Annotated in this window: 9 protein-coding genes; all 9 read left to right on the forward strand. The window is 69.9% G+C overall.

The window, feature by feature from the left end:
- The first annotated feature begins 9 nt into the window (after positions 1 to 9).
- The 9 genes from OG370_RS07080 to OG370_RS07120 all read left to right on the forward strand — a co-directional run bounded on the left by OG370_RS07080 (position 10) and on the right by OG370_RS07120 (position 18,146).
- Entirely contained in the window at positions 10 to 2,790 is a 2,781-nt protein-coding gene (locus tag OG370_RS07080; protein ID WP_328461721.1) for an NEW3 domain-containing protein, read from the forward strand.
- On the forward strand, positions 2,790 to 6,422 hold the full coding sequence (locus OG370_RS07085) for a glycoside hydrolase family 3 C-terminal domain-containing protein (protein ID WP_328461723.1): 3,633 nt from the start codon (positions 2,790 to 2,792) through the stop codon (positions 6,420 to 6,422). Before OG370_RS07080 ends, OG370_RS07085 begins: the two co-directional genes overlap by 1 nt.
- Positions 6,423 to 6,784: 362 nt before the next feature.
- A complete protein-coding gene (locus OG370_RS07090) occupies positions 6,785 to 10,399 on the forward strand; it encodes a COG1470 family protein (RefSeq protein ID WP_328461725.1) in 3,615 nt (1,204 codons plus the stop codon).
- A 103-nt stretch (positions 10,400 to 10,502) separates the two neighbouring features.
- Positions 10,503 to 11,582 (forward strand): ABC transporter permease, encoded by a 1,080-nt coding sequence (locus tag OG370_RS07095; RefSeq protein WP_328461726.1) that lies wholly within the window; start codon positions 10,503 to 10,505, stop codon positions 11,580 to 11,582.
- Entirely contained in the window at positions 11,579 to 12,496 is a 918-nt protein-coding gene (locus tag OG370_RS07100) for an ABC transporter permease (protein WP_328461727.1), read from the forward strand. Before OG370_RS07095 ends, OG370_RS07100 begins: the two co-directional genes overlap by 4 nt.
- 77 nt (positions 12,497 to 12,573) lie before the next feature.
- Positions 12,574 to 13,572 carry an ABC transporter ATP-binding protein gene (locus tag OG370_RS07105; protein ID WP_328473863.1) on the forward strand — a complete coding sequence of 333 codons (999 nt, stop codon included), beginning with the start codon at positions 12,574 to 12,576 and terminating at the stop codon, positions 13,570 to 13,572.
- Positions 13,569 to 14,630: an ABC transporter ATP-binding protein gene (locus tag OG370_RS07110; RefSeq protein WP_328461728.1), complete on the forward strand. Its 1,062-nt coding sequence runs from the start codon at positions 13,569 to 13,571 to the stop codon at positions 14,628 to 14,630. Before OG370_RS07105 ends, OG370_RS07110 begins: the two co-directional genes overlap by 4 nt.
- The gene (locus OG370_RS07115; protein ID WP_328461730.1) at positions 14,627 to 16,267 is read left to right on the forward strand and encodes an ABC transporter substrate-binding protein; all 1,641 of its coding nucleotides are present in this window, start codon (positions 14,627 to 14,629) and stop codon (positions 16,265 to 16,267) included. Before OG370_RS07110 ends, OG370_RS07115 begins: the two co-directional genes overlap by 4 nt.
- 115 nt (positions 16,268 to 16,382) lie before the next feature.
- On the forward strand, positions 16,383 to 18,146 hold the full coding sequence (locus OG370_RS07120; protein WP_328461732.1) for a glycoside hydrolase family 35 protein: 1,764 nt from the start codon (positions 16,383 to 16,385) through the stop codon (positions 18,144 to 18,146).
- Positions 18,147 to 18,216: the final 70 nt, after the last annotated feature.

Below are 18,216 nucleotides of genomic sequence, written 5' to 3' on the forward strand. Positions count from 1 at the left end.
GACGATCTCGTGGGAAAGCGACGAAGCACGACCCTGAGAGCAGCGGTACCGGTGCTGGTCCTCGTCATGGCGGCCGGTTTCGCGCCTGCCGCGCAGGCCGCCTCCACCGCACGCCAGTTCACCATCCAGGCCGGTGCGCTGCGCATCGGCCTGGACTCCACGGGCACGGTCACCAGCCTGATCGACCCGGCCCACCACCGGGACTACGCCGACGCCCAGCATCGGACCCCGCTGATCAGGCTCGTCGTCGACGGCGCCGAGCAGAGGCCCACCGCCCTGTCGTACGACGCGGCGAAGTCGACGTACACCTTCACCTTCGGCGGGAAGGGCGTCACGGTCGGCGTCCGCGTCACCGCCGACGCCGGCTACTCCACGCTCGAAGCGACCAGCGTCGACGCCCCCACCGGAGTGGACGTGCAGACCCTGCTGTGGGGCCCGATCACCACCAGCATCACCCAGACCGTCGGTGAGACCGTCGGGGTGGTCCACGACGGCGACTTCGCGATCGGCATCCACGAACTCAACGACAAGACGGTCGGCGGCTGGCCCGACGAGTACGACAACCTGACCTACCCCGACGGGCCCCCGAAGGTCGGCGTTTCGTCCAGTTGGGCCTTCGGCTGGTTCAGCGCGTCCCAGACCGACTGGGGCAGCATCCTGCAGGCGTACACGTACGACTACACCAAGACCCGCCACCGGTACGTGGGATGGGGGGACAGCCACGAACCGAACGAGCCGGTCACCGCGTTGAGCGGCGACGACGCGCAGATCAAGGGCTCCAAGATCGCGCTGTTCGGCACCGCGCCCGGCGACGTCCTCAACACCCTCTCGCACATCGAGACCGGGCAGGGCCTGCCACACACGAAAGTGGACGGCCAGTGGGAGAAGACCTCACAGGGCGCGTCCCAGTCCTTCCTGGTCCTGAGCGACCTCGACACCGCCGACGTCACGGACGCCGACAAGTACGCCACCCAGGCGGGGATGCGCTACGTCTACTCGCTGCCGGGCGCGGACGGGCCGTGGCAGTCCGCCGGGCACTACCGGTTCGACTCCGCCTTCGGTGGCTCGGACGCCGGCGCGACCCGGCTGGCCGCCACGGCGGCGACCGGCGGGGAACGAGTGGGCGTGCACACCCTGTCCAATCTGGTCGACACCAACGACCCGTATGTGACGCCGGTTCCCGATCAGGGGCTGGCGACGATGGGCTCGGTCAAGCTGACCAGGCCACTGGATGCGACGTCGAAGACGGTGTACGTCGACTCGGACTCCGTGTTCACCGGCGGGAACGAGAACGTCCTGCGGGTCGGGGACGAACTGCTGAACTTCGGCGCGGTGACCAAGGTGCCGGGCTCCGCGAGCGAGTACCAGGTCGCCATCGACTCCCGCGCCCTGTGGGGGACGACCGCGGCCTCGTACCCGGCCGGCACCGACCTGACCCGGATGCAGCGCTACGCCTACGGCGAGTTCGTCGCCGGCATGCCGCAGATCCCCGAGGTCGCCGGCCGGCTCGCGCAGATCTTCAACACCACCGGGATCAAGGCCATGTCCTTCGACGGCCTGGAGACCGCCACCCTCACCGGGTACGGAACCTTCGCGACCAACAAGCTGGTCAACGGCATGTACCGGAAGATCGACTCCACCGACGACTTCATCTCCGAGGCCAGCAACGTCCTTCCGGGCACCTGGGACGCGACCGGCCGGGCGAGCTGGGGCGAGACCTGTTGCACCAGCCTGCAGGAGCGCTACGACCACCAGTCCTACTACCAGCGCAACTACCTGCCCCAGATGATGGGCTGGGTCTCCTACAGTCCGAGCGACTCGGTCCTCTCCCAGGAGTGGCAGCTCTCCAAGATGGCCGCCTTCAACGCCGGCGCCGGACTACAGGCCAGCGTCTCCGCCCTCAAGTCGAGCGGCAACACCGACCAGGTCCTGGGCGCCTGGAAGGAGTGGGAGGCCGCCCGCAACGCCCACGCCTTCACCCAGACCCAGATGACGGCCATGCGGGACCCGAACTCCTACTGGCACCTGGCGACCGTGCGACCGGGCAAGGAGTGGAACCTCTCCAACGTCGAATACCCGGCAACCGCACTGAGCGCGCCGAGCGACGGCACCACCAGCACATGGACGTACACGAACACGCATGACGCGCAGCCGCTGCAGTTCCAGTTGCAGGCTTCCGGCGGCAGCGTGACGAACCCGTCGGTCACCCTCAACGGCAAGACCGTCACCTTCCCCACCACCGTGCCCACCGACGGCTACCTCGTCGCCGACGGCACCAGCACCGCCAAGGTCTACGACAAAACCTGGCACCAACTCACCACCGTCACCGCCCAAGGCGCCGCCACCTACACCACCGGCGACCAGAACATCAGCTACACCGCGACCGGCACCAACGGCTCCACCGCCAAGATCCGCTTCCTCACCTACAGCGCACCCCAACACGTCAAAGCCCCGGTCACGATGGACGCCCCGACCACCGTCCAGCGCGGCAGCACCGCCACGGTCACCTCGACCTACACCAACACCGGCACCACCACCCTCCACCACACCACCCTGTCCCTGGTCGTGCCCAAGGGCTGGACCGCCAAAGCCACCCACGGCGCCGGCACCCACACCCTCGCCCCCGGCAGGACCATGACCGCCACCTGGCACCTCACACCCCCCGCCGATGCCAAGCCGGGCGCCAACCCCCTGGTGACACAAGCCACCTACGACGGCGCCCGGACCAGCACCGAGACCACCGCACAGATCACGGTGCCCGCTCAGTCACGCGATCGAGGAGTCAGCTGATGGCACACCGCAGTTCCCCGCGCCGGCGCGTTCTCCTGGCCGTGCTCTCGTCGCTGGTCTGTGTGAGCGGCCTGGCCGGATTCTCGCGACCGGCGGCGGCAGCGGACACCGAACCGATCTACCTGGACACCCACTACTCCTTCCAGGAGCGCGCCGCCGACCTGGTCTCGCGGATGACGCTCGACGAGAAGGTCCAGCAGCTGAACTCCGACGGCATCGGCGGCATCCCCCGGCTCGGAGTGCAGGACTACTCCTACGGCAGTGAAGGCCAGCACGGCGTCAACGACCTCGGGAACGACACCGACCCGGGACCGACCGACGGCGGCGCCCACAAGCCGGTGCACGCGACGAGCTTCCCCAGCAACTTCGCCGCCACGATGAGCTGGGACAAGAGCCTGATGTACCAGGAGACCACCGCGATCTCGGACGAGGCACGCGGTTTCCTGGACAAGTCCCTGTGGGGCGTCGCGCAGAACGACCTGGGACTGTCGGCGGCGAACTACGGCGCGCTGTCCTACTGGGCGCCCAACGTCAACATGGACCGCGACCCGCGATGGGGCCGCACCAACGAGGCCTTCGGCGAGGACCCGTACCTGGTCGCGCAGATGGCCGGCGCCTACGTCAACGGCGACCAGGGCCAGACACCGGACGGCAAGCCGACCGGGAAGTACCTGAAGGTCGCCGCGACGGCCAAGCACTACTCCCTCTACAACGTGGAGGACAACCGGTTCGCCAGCGACTCGGTCGCCGGCGACGCGGACATCCACGACTACTACACCGCGCCGTTCAAGAGCCTGATCGAGAACTCCCACGTCGCCGGACTGATGACCGCGTACGACGAGGTCAACGGCACCCCGACGGTGGCGAACACGTACCTGGACAACCAGATCGCCCAGCGCAGTTACGGTTTCGACGGGTACACCACCTCCGACTGCGGCGGCGTGGAGACGGTGTACGGAAACGGCGGGTCCGGCGCCAACTGGGCTCCGCCCGGGTGGACCACCGACAAGCAGGGCCGCGGCGGCACCTGGACCGACACCGCCACCGGGCAGAAGATCCCTGCCATGGCGGGCGGGCAGGCCTGGGCGCTGCGGGCCGGCACCGACTCCAACTGCGGCGGCCCCGAGGCGACCCCGCAGAACATCGGGGAGGCGATCAAGGACGGTGTGCTCAGCGAGGGGGTGATCGACAACGCGCTGGTGCACATGTTCACCGTCCGCATGGAGACCGGCGAGTTCGACCCCCCGAGCGAGAACCCCTACACGAAGATCACCAAGGACGTGATCCAGTCTCCGGCGCACCAGTCGCTGGCGCGGAAGGTCGCGGACAACTCGCTGGTGCTGCTGAAGAACGACAAGGTGGCCGGGACGAACGCGCCGCTGCTGCCGGCGGACCCCGCCAAGCTCGGCAAGGTCGTCATCCTCGGGAACCTGGCCGACCAGGTGACCCTCGGCGGCTACTCCAGCTCCCCCAAGCTCCAGGTCAGTGCCGTGCAGGGCATCACCGACCAGGTCAAGGCCGCCCACCCGGGCGCCGACGTGGTCTTCGACGCGGCGAACACCTCCTCCACCGCGAACTCCGGCACACCCGCGGTGCTGTCCGCGCGGACCACCGCGGACATCAAGAGCGCCGACCTGGTCGTGGTGTTCGTCGGCACCACGACGGACAACACGAACGAGGGCCTCGATCGCGGCAACCTGAACATGCCGGGCAACTACGACTCCCTGATCAGCCAGGTGACGGCGATCGGGAACCCCCGTACCGCGCTGGCGATCCAGTCGGACGGTCCGGTCAGAATCGACGACGTCCAGGGCGAGTTCCCCGCCGTGGTCTACAGCTCCTACAACGGGGAGAGCCAGGGCGATGCGCTGGCGGACGTGCTGTTCGGCAAGCAGAACCCCAGCGGGCACCTGGACTTCACCTGGTACAAGGACGCCTCGCAGCTGCCGGCGATGAGCGACTACGGTCTGACACCGGCCGCCACGGGCGGGCTGGGCCGCACCTACCAGTACTTCACCGGGACACCGACGTACCCGTTCGGCTACGGGCTGAGCTACAGCACCTTCGCCTACTCCCACATCAAGGCCGACAGGTCCTCGGTGTCGGCCGACGGCACGGTGAAGGTCGGCTTCGACGTGCGGAACACCGGCAGCGTGCCGGGGGCGACGGTCGCCCAGCTGTACGCTTCGACGCCGTTCAGCGTGCCGGGAGTGGAACTCCCCAAGGAGCGGCTGGCGGGATTCGAGAAGACCCGGGTACTGCAACCGGGCACCGGCCAGCACGTCGTGCTCCAGGTCAAGGTCTCCGACCTGGCCCTGTGGGACAGCAAGGCGGCGAAGAACGTCGTCCACGACGGCCCCTACCGGTTCCAGGTCGGCCCGGACGCCGCCGACATCGCCGGTGCCGCCACGGTGGACGTGCACGGCACCTGGACACCGAAGGTGCAGACCGTCACGGTGCAGCCGGAGAACGTGGAGTACACGGCGGGCGAGACCCTCGACCTCACCGGCAGGAACCAGTGGATCAAGGACGACACCACGCCTGCCAATGAACCGGACCGCAATATGAGCGTCCAGGCCGACCACGTCGTGGAGGCGGTCGCCAACGACGGCTCGTTCCTCGACCTGGCCAAGGCACACGTCCGCTACAGCAGCAGCGACCCCTCCGTGGCCACGGTCGACGGCAAGGGCCTCGTCACCGCCGTCGGCAACGGCGTCGCCACGATCAAGGCGACCGTCGACGGCGTCACCGGTTCCGTGCCGATCACCGTGCACCACACGCTCGCCGTCACCGCGCCGCAGATCGCGAAGGCCGGCTCCACCACGACGGTGACCACGACGTACACCAACTCCGGCTCCCGCACGCTGCGGAACGCCTCGGTGGCCCTGACGCCTGCGAGCGGACTCACCGTGCGGGCGACCTCGCCGACCGCCTTCGCCGCGATCGCCCCCGGGCGGTCCGTCACGTCCACCTGGCAGATCACCGCACCCGCGGACGCCAAGCCCGGCAGCTACCCGCTGTCGGCGCGGGCCACCTACGCCGGTGCGCGGAGCGACGACGAAACGGTCGGCCAGGTCGTGGTGGCCTATCCCTCGGTGAGCGCCACGTTCGACAACGTCGGGATCAGCGACGACGCCTCCCCCGGCGAGGGTGACTTCGACGGCGGCGGCCGGAGCTTCTCGGCCCAGACCCTCGCCGCGGCCGGGCTCACCCCCGGGGCCCAGGTCACCCATGACGGCGTGACCTTCACCTGGCCGAACTCCGCACCCGGCACACCCGACAACGTCATCGCCGGCGGCCAGTCCTTCCCGCTCACCGGAACCGGCGGCACGCTCGGCTTCCTGGCCACCGGCGCGGGCGACGCCTCGGGCACCGGCACCGTCACCTACACCGACGGCACCACCCAGGCCTACTCCCTCGCCGTCAACGACTGGACCGACAACAACGCCCCCGCCCCCGGCAGCGACATCCTCGCCACCCTCCCCCACCGCAACGCCAGCGGAGGCGGCAGTACCGACATCCCCGTCCACGTCTACGGCACCACCGTCGCCCTCCAGCCCGGCAAGACGGTCGCCTACCTGACCCTCCCCGACGCGCCGAGCCTGCACGTCTTCGCCACCGCGATCGGCTGACCCGCGACGGGGAGCCGGCCTCGGATGCCCCCTGCACATCGGCGAGTACGCATGAGCGTCCGGGCCAGGTCATGGCCGCGACCGTCAACGGCGTCACCGGTTCCGTGGCCATCACCGTGCACCACTGACCCACCGTCAGCACGACCCGGCCGCGGGCAGCGCGAGGCCGGTTCCAGCACGCCGGTGACCACGATGTCCGCCGGCACCGGCTCCGCGCTGTCCGCAACACCTCGGTAGCTCTGCCGCGCGCCGACGGGTTCATGGTCGGGCGACCTCACCGACCGCGTCGCCCCCGGGCAGTCCGTCATGTCCACACGGCAGGTCACCACACCCGCACTCATCCACCCAGAAGAGGAGAACTCGTGAGAAAGCGCCGAAGCACGACCCTGAGAGCAGCGGCACCGGTACTGGTGCTCGCCATGGCGGCAGGCTTCGCGCCCGCCGCGCACGCCGCGTCCACCGGGAGCCGGTTCACCATCCAGGCCGGTGCGCTGCGCATCGGGCTGGACTCCACGGGCACGGTCACCAGCCTGATCGACCCCGCACACGACCGGAACTACGCCGATCCCCAGCACAAGACCCCGCTGATCAGGCTCGTCGTCGGCGGAGCCGAGCAGAAGCCCACTGCCCTGTCGTACAACGCGGCGAAGTCGACGTACACCTTCACCTTCGGCGGGAAGAACATCAAGGTCGGCGTCCGCGTCGCCGCCGGCGCCGGCTATTCGACGTTCGAGGTGACCAGCCTCGACGCCCCGTCCGGGGTGGACGTGGAGACCCTGCTGTGGGGGCCGATCACCACCAGCATCACCCAGACCGTCGGTGAGACCGTCGGGGTGGTCCACGACAGCGACTTCGCGATCGGCATCCACGGGCTCAACGACAAGACCCCCGCCGGCTGGCCGGACGAGTTCAAGAGCATGAGCTACACCGAGGGAACCCAGGAGCCGCTCTTCAACTGGCCGTACGGCTGGTTCGCCGCGCACCAGACGACCTGGGGCAGCATCCTGCAGGCGTACACGTACGACTACACCAAGACCCGCCACCGCTACGTGGGGTGGGACGACGAGCACGAGTCGAACGAGCCCATCCCCCCGTTGAGCGGCGGCGACGCGCAGATCAAGGGCTCGAAGATCGCGCTGTTCGGCACCGCGCCCGGCGACGTCCTCAACACCCTCTCGCACATCGAGACCGGGCAGGGCCTTCCGCACACCAAGGTCGACGGCCAGTGGGAGAAGACCTCGCAGGGCGCCTCCCAGTCCTTCCTGGTGCTGAGCGACCTCGGCACCGCCGACGTCACGGACGCCAGCAAGTACGCCAACAAGGCCGGGATTCGCTACCTCTACTCGCTGCCGGGCGTCAACGGACCGTGGCAGTCGTCCGGTCACTACCAGTTCGACTCCGCCTTCGGCGGCTCGGACGCCGGCGCCGCCGGCCTGGTCGACACCGCGGCCGACTACGGGCTCAAGGTCGGGGTCCACACGCTGTCGAACCTGATCGACACCAACGACCCCTATGCCACCCCGGTGCCCAGCGACGGGCTCGCCACCATGGGTTCGGTCAAGCTCACCCGCCCGCTGGCCGCGGACGCCAAGACCGCCTACGTCGACGGCAACGCCATCTTCACCGGCGGCAACGAGAACATCCTGCGCGTCGGCGACGAACTCCTGAGCTACGGCGCCGTGACCAAGGTCCCCGGCTCCGCCACCGAATACCAGGTCACCCTCGACTCCCGCGCCATGTGGGGGACCACCGCGGCCGCCGAGCCGGCCGGCAGCGACCTGACCCGCATCCAGCGGTACGCCTACGGCCAGTTCGTCGGGGGCATGCCCCTGATGGACCAGATAGCCGGCCGGCTCGCCCAGATCTCCAACACCACCGGTGTCAAGGCCATGTCCTACGACGGCCTGGAGACCGCCTCGTTGGCCGGCTACGGGCTGTTCGGCACCACCAAGCTGGTCAACGGCACGTACCGCAAGCTCGACAGCGGCGACGACTTCATCTCCGAGGCCAGCAACCTGCTGCCGGGCACGTGGGACGCGACCACCCGGGTGGGCTGGGGCGCGGAGAACGGCGACCTGGGCGGGACCGGCTGGCCACCCACCGCGATGCAGTTCCAGCCGTACTACGACCGGAACTACATGCCCCACATGATGGGCTGGCGCGGCTACGGTCCCGGCGATTCCGTGCTGTCCCAGGAATGGGAGCTGTCGAAGATGGCGGCCTTCAACGCCGGCGCCGGCATGCAGACCAGCGTCGCGGCGCTCAAGGCGAGCGGCAACACCGACCAGGTCCTGGGCGCCTGGAAGGAATGGGAGGCCGCCCGCAACGCGCACGCCTTCACCCAGCAGCAGATGACGGCCATGCAGGACATGAGTTCCTACTGGCACCTGGAGACCGTGCGACCGGGCAAGGAGTGGAACCTCTCCAACGTCGAATACCCGGCAACCGCACTGAGCGCGCCGAGCGACGGCACCACCAGCACATGGACGTACACGAACACGCATGACGCGCAGCCGCTGCAGTTCCAGTTGCAGGCTTCCGGCGGCAGCGTGACGAACCCGTCGGTCACCCTCAACGGCAAGACCGTCACCTTCCCCGCCACCGTGCCCACCGACGGCTACCTCGTCGCCGACGGCACCAGCACCGCCAAGGTCTACGACAAAACCTGGCACCAACTCACCACCGTCACCGCCCAAGGCGCCGCCACCTACACCACCGGCGACCAGAACATCAGCTACACCGCGACCGGCACCAACGGCTCCACCGCCAAGATCCGCTTCCTCACCTACAGCGCACCCCAACACGTCAAAGCCCCGGTCACGATGGACGCCCCGACCACCGTCCAGCGCGGCAGCACCGCCACGGTCACCTCGACCTACACCAACACCGGCACCACCACCCTCCACCACACCACCCTGTCCCTGGTCGTGCCCAAGGGCTGGACCGCCAAAGCCACCCACGGCGCCGGCACCCACACCCTCGCCCCCGGCAGGACCATGACCGCCACCTGGCACCTCACACCCCCCGCCGATGCCAAGCCGGGCGCCAACCCCCTGGTGACACAAGCCACCTACGACGGCGCCCGGACCAGCACCGAGACCACCGCACAGATCACGGTGCCCGACCCCGTGGCGATCACCACGCCCGCGCTCGTCAAGGCCGGTGGAACCGGCACCGTGACCACCACCTACACCAACGGCAGCACCCGTGACCTGCCCGACGCCACCGTCGCCCTGACGACACCCGCGGGCTGGACCGCCAAAGCGACCACCCCGGCGACGTTCCCCTCCCTCAAGGCCGGACAGACCGCCACGACCACCTGGCAGGTCACCCCGCCCGCCGACGCCAAGCCCGGCGCCAACACCCTGACCGCCAAGGCCACTTACCGCGGCTCACCCGTCACCGACGAGGCCGACGGCCAGATCGCCGTCCCCTACGGCTCCGTCCGGGCCGCGTTCGACAACGCCGGCATCAGCGACGACAGCAACCCCGCGGCGGGCGACCTGGACGGCGGCGGCCGAAGCCTGTCGGCACAGACCCTCACCGCGGCCGGCCTCACCCCCGGAGCCCAGGTCACCCACGACGGCGTCACCTTCACCTGGCCGGATGCCGCATCCGGCGCACCCGACAACGTCAACGCCAACGGCCAGACCATCGCGCTCACCGGCACCGGCGCCACGCTCGGCTTCCTGGCCACCGGCACCGGCGACGTCTCGGGCACCGGCACCGTCACCTACACCGACGGCACCACCCAGACCTACTCCCTCACCGTCAACGACTGGACCCGCACCAGCCCCGCGACCGGCACCGACATCCTCGCCACCCTCCCCCACCGCAACGCCGGCCGGGGCGGCAGCACCGACATCCCCGTCAACATCTACGGCGCCACCGTCGGCCTCAAGGCGGGCAAGACCGTCGCCTACCTGACCCTGCCCGACGCGAGCGGCCTGCACATCTTCGCCGCCGCGACCGGCTGACGCCCCGGCGGCCGGCGCCCTCGAAGGCGCCGGCCGCCCCTCTCATCGAACTCACCTTGTGCCACGGGCACTTCGAGACGTCGACGAACGAAACGGAGCGGGGATGGCTGATGCACTGACCCAGGCGGCCGAGGCGCCGCCCGCTGTCCTGAGAGGGCGCCGGACACCGTCGGGCTCCCCGGCGCGATGGATGTTCCTGCTGCGCCGGCTGGGGTTCTACCTCGTGACGGCGTGGGCCGCCATCACCTTGAACTTCCTGATTCCGCGGTTCATGCCGGGCGACCCCGCGGCGTCACTGCTGAAGAGCCTCCAGCAGACCACGGGCGCGGCGCCCAACGCCGCGAGCGTCAAGGCGGTGCGGCTGTTCTACGGTGACCCGACCCACGACCTCTTCCACCAGTACCTCAGCTACTGGGACAGCCTCGCCCACCTGGACTTCGGGCTGTCGACCAGCCACTACCCGACACCGGTGTCGAGCCTGGTGGCCCAGGCGCTCCCCTGGACCCTGCTGCTGGCCGGCAGCACGACCGTTCTCGGGTGGCTGCTCGGCACGCTCGCCGGCGCCTACACCGGCTGGCGGCCGGGCGGCCGCTTCGACTCGGTCTTCACCCCCGTCACCACCTTTCTGTACTCCCTTCCGCCCTTCTGGCTCGCCCTGCTGGTGGTGTACGTCTTCGGGTTCTCGCTGGGCTGGTTCCCGATCTCCGGTGGCTACGACCCGAACGTCCCCTTCCAGCTCAACAACTTCTGGTTCCTGCTCAGCGTGCTCCGCTACGGCGCCCTGCCGGCGTTCACCCTGATCTTCATCGGCGTCAACGGATGGTCGTTCTCCATGCGCAATGTCATGGTCACCACGGTCAGTGAGGACTACGTACTGCTCGCCCGGGCCAAGGGCCTGAGCCGGCGCCGGGTGATGCTGCGCTACGCCGCGCGCAACGCCCTGCTGCCCAATGTGAGCGGGCTCGCCCTGGCGTTGGGCTCGATCTTCGGCGGAGTCGTCTTCGCCGAGATCGTCTTCACCTATCCGGGCCTCGGCTACCTGCTCTACCAGGCCGTCACCAGTCACGACTACCTGCTCATGCAGACGATCTTCCTCATGATCACGCTGGGCGTTCTCGTGGCGAACCTCATCGCCGACTCGGTCTACGTCCTGCTGGACCCGAGGACCAGGGAGGAGCGGTGAGGGAGTTCCTGGCCAGCGGCAAGGTCCGCACCGGGCTGGTCGTCTTCGGCGCCTTCGTCCTGCTCGCCCTCATCGGGCCGTGGCTGGTCGGCAGCGTGTTCGGAACCGATCCGCACCGTATCGACTACTCCGCCCTGGGCGCCGCGCCCTCCGGCCGCCATCTGCTGGGCACCACCACGTCGGGGCAGGACGTGCTGGCCCAACTGATCACCGGCTGCCGCGGTTCGGTGGTGGTGGGCTTGGTCTCCGGACTGCTGGCCACCGCCCTGGCGATGCTGATCGGGGTCACCGGCGGCTTCCTGGGTGGCAGGACCGACCAGGTCCTGACCTCCTTCACCAACGTCTTCGCCACGCTGCCGAGCTTTCCGTTGATGCTCGTCGTGGCCGGCTACCTCAGCAAGGTCAGCTCCCTCACGATCGCCGTGCTGATCGCGGTCTTCGAGTGGCCGGTCTCCGCCCGCTACCTGCGGGCGCAGACGCTCTCGCTGCGCACCCGCGACTTCGCCGTCGCCCTGCGCATGATCGGCGAGAGCCGCCGGCGGATGATCTTCGTGGAGATCATGCCGCACCTGACCGGACTCCTGTCGTCGCTGTTCCTGCGCGCGGTGGTGATCGGGGTCTTCTCGGAAGCGGGTCTGCGCTTCCTGGGCATCGGCGGCGGCGACACCATCACCTGGGGAACGATGATCGCCCTGGCCCAGCAGCAGGAAGGCGTGCTGCGGGGCATGTGGTGGTGGTTCGCACCGCCCGGACTGTGCATCGCGCTCATCGGCACCGCCACCGCCCTGGTGAACTTCGGGGTGGACGAGATCGGCAACCCCACCCTCAAGTACCACAGCGGCGCCGCTCGTCGCCGGTCGGCGGCGTATCTGGCATCGCGACGCTCCGGCCGTACCGTCCGGGAGGCGGCGTGAACACCTCGCGGACACCGCGGTCCTCGCAGACACCGCAGCCCTCGCCGGCTCCCGCGTCGACGGGCAGCGAACTCCTCATGGAGGTGTCGGCCCTGACGGTCGAGTACGTCACCGACAAGGGCCCCGTGCCTGCTTGCCAGGACGTGTCGCTCACCTTGCGGCGCGGCGAGATCCTGGGTATCGCCGGGGAGTCCGGTTCGGGCAAGAGCACCCTGGTCACGGCCCTCACCCGCCTGCAGCGCCCGCCGGCACTCACCACCGGCGGCCAGATCCGCTACCACCCGCCGGGCCGGGAGCCGGTGGACCTGGTCACGCTGGACGAGCGCGGGCTGCGGCGCCTGCGGTGGACGGAGCTGTCGATCGTCCTGCAGAGCGCGATGGCCGCGTTCAACCCGGTCATGCGGCTGGGCGCGCAGTTCGCCGACGTCATCGCCGAGCATCACAAGGGCATCAGCCGCGCGGAGACCGACGCACGCACCGCCCGGCTGCTGCGCATGGTCGGCATCGCACCCGACCGCGCCCGCTCCTACCCCCACGAGCTGTCCGGCGGGATGCGGCAGCGCGCCCTGATCGCCCTCGCCCTGGCCTGCGATCCGGAACTCGTCGTGATGGACGAACCGACCACGGCCGTGGACGTGGTGATGCAGCGGCAGATCCTGATCCAGATCCTCCGCCTCCAGCGGGAGCTGGGCTTCGCCGTGATCTTCGTGACCCACGATCTGTCCCTGCTCATCGAACTCGCCGACCGGATCGCCATCATGTACGGCGGGCGCGTCGTGGAGACCGGCCCGGCACGGCAGCTCTACTCCGATCCGAAGCACCCCTACACGCGCGGGCTGCGTGACGCCTTCCCGCCGCTGCACGCTCCTTTGTCACGGCTGTCCAGCATTCCCGGCAGCCCACCCGACCTGCGCAACCCGCCACCGGGGTGCGCCTTCGCGCCCCGGTGTGCCCATCGCAGGGACGCCTGCACGCACGTCCTGCCCGAACTGCGGGCCGTCCCCTCCGACACCGGCGACCGGCAGGTGGCCTGCGTGCTGCACCAGCACCCCGACGGACAGGTGATGACTCCATGACCTCCACGACACCGGACGCAGGGTCCCGCCACGACGACGCCGCCACCGTGCTGGAAGCGGTCGACGTCACCAAGCACTTCACCGTGCGGGACTCCCTCGGCCGCAAGTCCACCGTGCACGCCGTCGAGCACGCGAGCGTCACCTTGCGTCAAGGGCGGGTCGTGGCCCTGGTGGGCGAGAGCGGCAGCGGCAAGACCACGCTGGCCAGGCTGCTGGCCCAGTTCCATCCCGTCACCTCCGGGGAGATCCGGCTGGCCGGCCGGCCGGCGCCCAAAGCCGGGCCCGGCTACTTCCGCCAGGTCCAGCTGATCTTCCAGGACCCCTTCTCGTCGCTGAACCGGCTGCACCGGGTGCGGCACATCCTGGGACGCGCCCTGCAGATCCACGGCCACGCCCGCACCCGCGCCGAAGTCGAGCGGCAGGTACTGGAGTTGCTGCGGAAGGTCAATCTGACCCCCGCCGAGGAGTTCATCGACAAGCGCCCGCACGAGATGTCCGGCGGGCAGCTCCAGCGGATCTCCATCGCCAGAGCGCTGGCCGTGCGGCCGACCGTCCTGCTCGGCGACGAGCCCATCAGCATGCTGGACGTCTCCATCCGGCTGGACGTACTCAACCTGCTGGCGAAGCTGCGTGACGAGGACGGCCTCGCACTGCTCTACATCACCCACGACATCGCCGGCGCCCGCTACCTGTGCGACGAGGTCCGGGTGATGTACGCGGGGCAGATGGTCGAGGGCGGGCCCAAGGAGGCGGTGATCCAGTCGCCCAAACACCCCTACACCCGGCTGCTCGTCGACGCCTCCCCCGATCCTGACCGGCCGGGTGGCGGGCTGCGGGACCAGCCGGGCACCGCGGACCCGGGGGAACCACCGGACCTGACCGACCCGCCCGCCGGCTGCCGGTTCCATCCCCGCTGCCCGTTCGCGATGGACGACTGCCGGCGCTCGTTCCCGGAGCGCACCACGTTCGACGACGGCCAGTGGGCGCACTGCTGGCTGCACCAACACGGCCGTTCGGCCGAACTCGAAGAGCACCCCATCGGAAAGGACCGCCCATGAAGCGCCTGCTGAGTGCCGGGATCGCGATGGCCGCCACCTGCTGCGTGCTGTCCGCGTGCAGCACCACCCACAGCACGTCGTCCTCGGCGACGGACACGGTGCGGCTGACCACCGGACCCACCCAGTCGTTCCAGAAGGGCTGGAACCCGTTCGCCCCCGCGCCCAACGCCGGTGTGTCGTTCTTCTACGAGCCCCTGCTCCGGGTGGACCCGCAGCACACCACACCGCAGAAGTGGCTCGCCGACTCCTGGGCGTTCAGCGACGGCGGCAGGACCCTCACCTTCCACCTGCACGGCGGGGTCAAGTGGTCCGACGGCCGGGCGTTCACCGCGAACGACGTGAAGTTCAGCCTCGACGTCCCCCTCGAACACCCCGAGCTGAACGTGACCGGGGCCCAGTACACGTCCGTCGACGCGCCCGACGCGTCGACGGTCGTGGTGCACTACCCCAAGCCCGCCTTCACCGACCTGAGCGCGTTCGGCAGACGGGACATCTATCCGGAGCACATCTGGGCGACCCGGAACCTGAAGACGTACACCAACCCCGATCCGGTCGGCACCGGCCCGGTGTCGCTCGACTCCTTCAGCCCCCAGCAGATCACCCTGAAGATCCGCGGCGACTACTGGAACGGCGCCTTCCCGCACGTGAAGAAGGTGGCGATCGTCGCGGCCCAGGAGTCCAGCACGAGGAGCCTGCTGCTGAAGAACCAGCTGGACTGGAGCACCATGTCCTGGCAGGGCGCGCAGCAGAACTTCGTGGCGCCGGACGCCGCGCACCACCAGTACCAGGTGTACGCCCTCATCGGCTCGGAAGGCGTGCTGTTCAACACGCGGCGTGGCCCCACGAGCGATGTCCACGTACGGCAGGCCCTCACCAAGGCCCTCAAGGTGGACGACGTCCTGAAGGTGATGGGCACCGGGCAGCCGGCCGTCAACCCGTCCGGCCTCAACAACACCCTGGGGCGGACCTGGATTCCGTCCGATCTGGCCGGCAAGGTCCTGGAGCAGGACGTGGCCGGCGCCAGGAACGAGCTGGCCGCCGGTGGTTGGAGCGTGCGGGGCGGCCGGCTCACCAAGGCCGGCAAGAGCTACCCGCTCACCCTCGACGTCTACCAGCCGTACGCCAACTGGGTGGACATGGGCGCGGCGCTCAAGGACCAGTGGAAGAGGGCCCTGGGTCTCGACGTGACCGTGACGAACATGCCCGACGCCACCTTCGTGCAGAAGGAACCGGTCGGCGACTTCGACATGGAGACCGCGTTCACCCCGCCGTCCGGCGACGGCAGCATCTACGGCGCCCTGGCGGCGTTCAGCGGCGACAACGCGAAGCCGCTCGGGAAGCCCGCCACCGCCGACTTCGGCCGCTTCGACGACCCCGCCTACACCAAGCTGATCAAGGAGATGGCCGCCGTGGACCCCGCCGACACGGCGAAGCTGGCGCGGCTCACCGGGCCGGCCCTGGACATCCTCGCCCAGCAGGCGCCCTACCTGCCGATCGGCGCCTCGGCGTCGTTCGCCGACATCAACACCTCCCGCTGGACCGGCTGGCCGACCCCCGACAGCGCGCAGTACACCCCGTACACCTCCGCCGGCCCGGACACCACGCTGACGCTCCAGCACCTGCGGCCGGCCTCCTGACCGGCGGCCGCACGCCGGGACCGCGTGATCGACGCCTCCCGGCACCTCCGGGCGGGCGGCACTCCCCTGCCGCCCGCCCGGCGTTCCCCCTTCCGCTCGTTCGCCTAGGAGAGCTGTGACCGCCACTCCACCCGCCGGCGCGGAGCTGACCCTCACCGATTCCGGTCTGCTGCGCGCGGGAGCGCCGCATCAGATCGTGTCCGCGGCCATCCACTACTTCCGGGTCCACCCGCAGCTGTGGGACGACCGGCTGCGGCGGCTGCGCGCCATGGGCGTCAACACCGTCGAGACCTATGTCGCCTGGAACGTCCACGAACCCGCCCCGGGGCAGCACGACTTCACCGGGCCGGCCGACATCGCCGCCTTCGTCACCCTCGCCGGCCGGCTCGGTCTGGACGTCATCGTCCGGCCGGGCCCTTACATCTGCGCGGAATGGGAGTTCGGCGGTCTGCCCGGCTGGCTCCTGGCCGATCCCGCCCTGCGCCTGCGCCGCGGCGACGAACGGTATCTGAAGGCCGTGGACGCCTGGTTCGACGTGCTGCTGCCCGTCCTCGTGCCTCTGCTGGCCGGCAACGGCGGACCGGTGGTGGCCCTGCAGATCGAGAACGAGTACGGAAGCTACGGCAACGACACCGCCTACCTCGAACACCTGCGGCAGGGGCTGGTGCGCCGGGGCGCCGGCTGCCTGCTGTTCACCGCCGACGGCGCCACCGACCCCGTCCTGCGCGCCGGCACCCTCCCCGGAGTCCTCGCCACCGCCACCTTCGGTTCCGACCCCGACGAAGCACTCGCGGCGCTCCGCCGGCACCGACCGACCGGCCCGCTCATGTGCATGGAGTACTGGAACGGCTGGTTCGACCACTGGGGCGAGAAGCACCACACCCGCGCCCCCGAGGAAGCCGCCGACGACCTGGACCGCATGCTCGCCCGAGGCGCCTCCGTCAACATCTACATGGGCCACGGCGGCACCAACTTCGGCTGGTGGAACGGCGCCAACCACGACGGGAACGCTTACCAACCCACCTGCACCAGCTACGACTACGGGGCCCCGGTGGGCGAGGCGGGCGAGTTGACCGCGAAGTTCCACGCCTTCCGGGACGTCATCGCCCGGCACACCGGCGGGATCGTGCACGAGCCGCCCCCACCGTCCGACCGGCTGACCCCGCGGTCGCTGCACGTCACCGGCAGCACGACGCTGCGAGAGTCGCTGGACGTCCTCTCCACCCCGGTGCGCCGCCTGTCACCCGAACCCATGGAGGCACTCGGACAGAACACCGGACTGATCCACTACCGCACCCGCCTGAGCGGACCCGTGCCCACGGCGATGCTGCGCGTCGACGGCCTCGCCGACCGCGCGCAGGTCTTCCTCGACGGCGTCGCCATCGGCGTCCTCGATCGCAACGACCCGCAGGCCGGACTGCCGGTCGAGGTGCCGGCGGAGGGCGCCGATCTGGAAGTGCTGGTGGAGAACATGGGCCGGATCAACTACGGCCCCCTGCTCGGCGATCGCAAGGGCATCACCGGCGGGGTCCGCCTGGACACCCGCTTCCAGTTCGGCTGGGACATCCGCACGCTGCCCCTCTCCGACCTGACCGGGCTCCGGTTCAGCCCCCGACCCGCGGACCGGCACCCGGCCTTCCACCTCGTCGAGGCCGACCTCGACGCGCCCGCCGACGGGTTCCTCGCGCTGCCCGGCTGGACCAAGGGCATGGTGTGGGTCAACGGCTTCGCCCTGGGCCGCTACTGGGATCGCGGCCCTCAGCGCACCCTCTACGCGCCGGCCCCGGTCTGGACCGCCGGCCGCAACGAGATCGTGGTCCTGGAACTCCACCGGGCAGGCCCCACCCTCGACATCCGCGACGCCCCGGACCTGGGGTAGCCGGGGGCCGAGGCTCTGCCTTCGGCGCGCACGTCAGGGCCCGTCCCCCCGCTGCCGGGGGGACGATCGA

This window comes from Streptomyces sp. NBC_00448 (genome assembly GCF_036014115.1).
GTDB lineage: Bacteria > Actinomycetota > Actinomycetes > Streptomycetales > Streptomycetaceae > Actinacidiphila.

Excerpts from the sequence above, each read along its gene's own strand:
- OG370_RS07085 (WP_328461723.1), top strand. The coding sequence starts at position 2,790 with ATGGCACACCGCAGTTCCCCGCGCCGGCGCGTTCTCCTGGCCGTGCTC.
- OG370_RS07110 (WP_328461728.1), top strand. The coding sequence starts at position 13,569 with ATGACCTCCACGACACCGGACGCAGGGTCCCGCCACGACGACGCCGCC.
- OG370_RS07105 (WP_328473863.1), top strand. The coding sequence starts at position 12,574 with ATGGAGGTGTCGGCCCTGACGGTCGAGTACGTCACCGACAAGGGCCCC.
- OG370_RS07095 (WP_328461726.1), top strand. The coding sequence starts at position 10,503 with ATGGCTGATGCACTGACCCAGGCGGCCGAGGCGCCGCCCGCTGTCCTG.
- OG370_RS07115 (WP_328461730.1), top strand. The coding sequence starts at position 14,627 with ATGAAGCGCCTGCTGAGTGCCGGGATCGCGATGGCCGCCACCTGCTGC.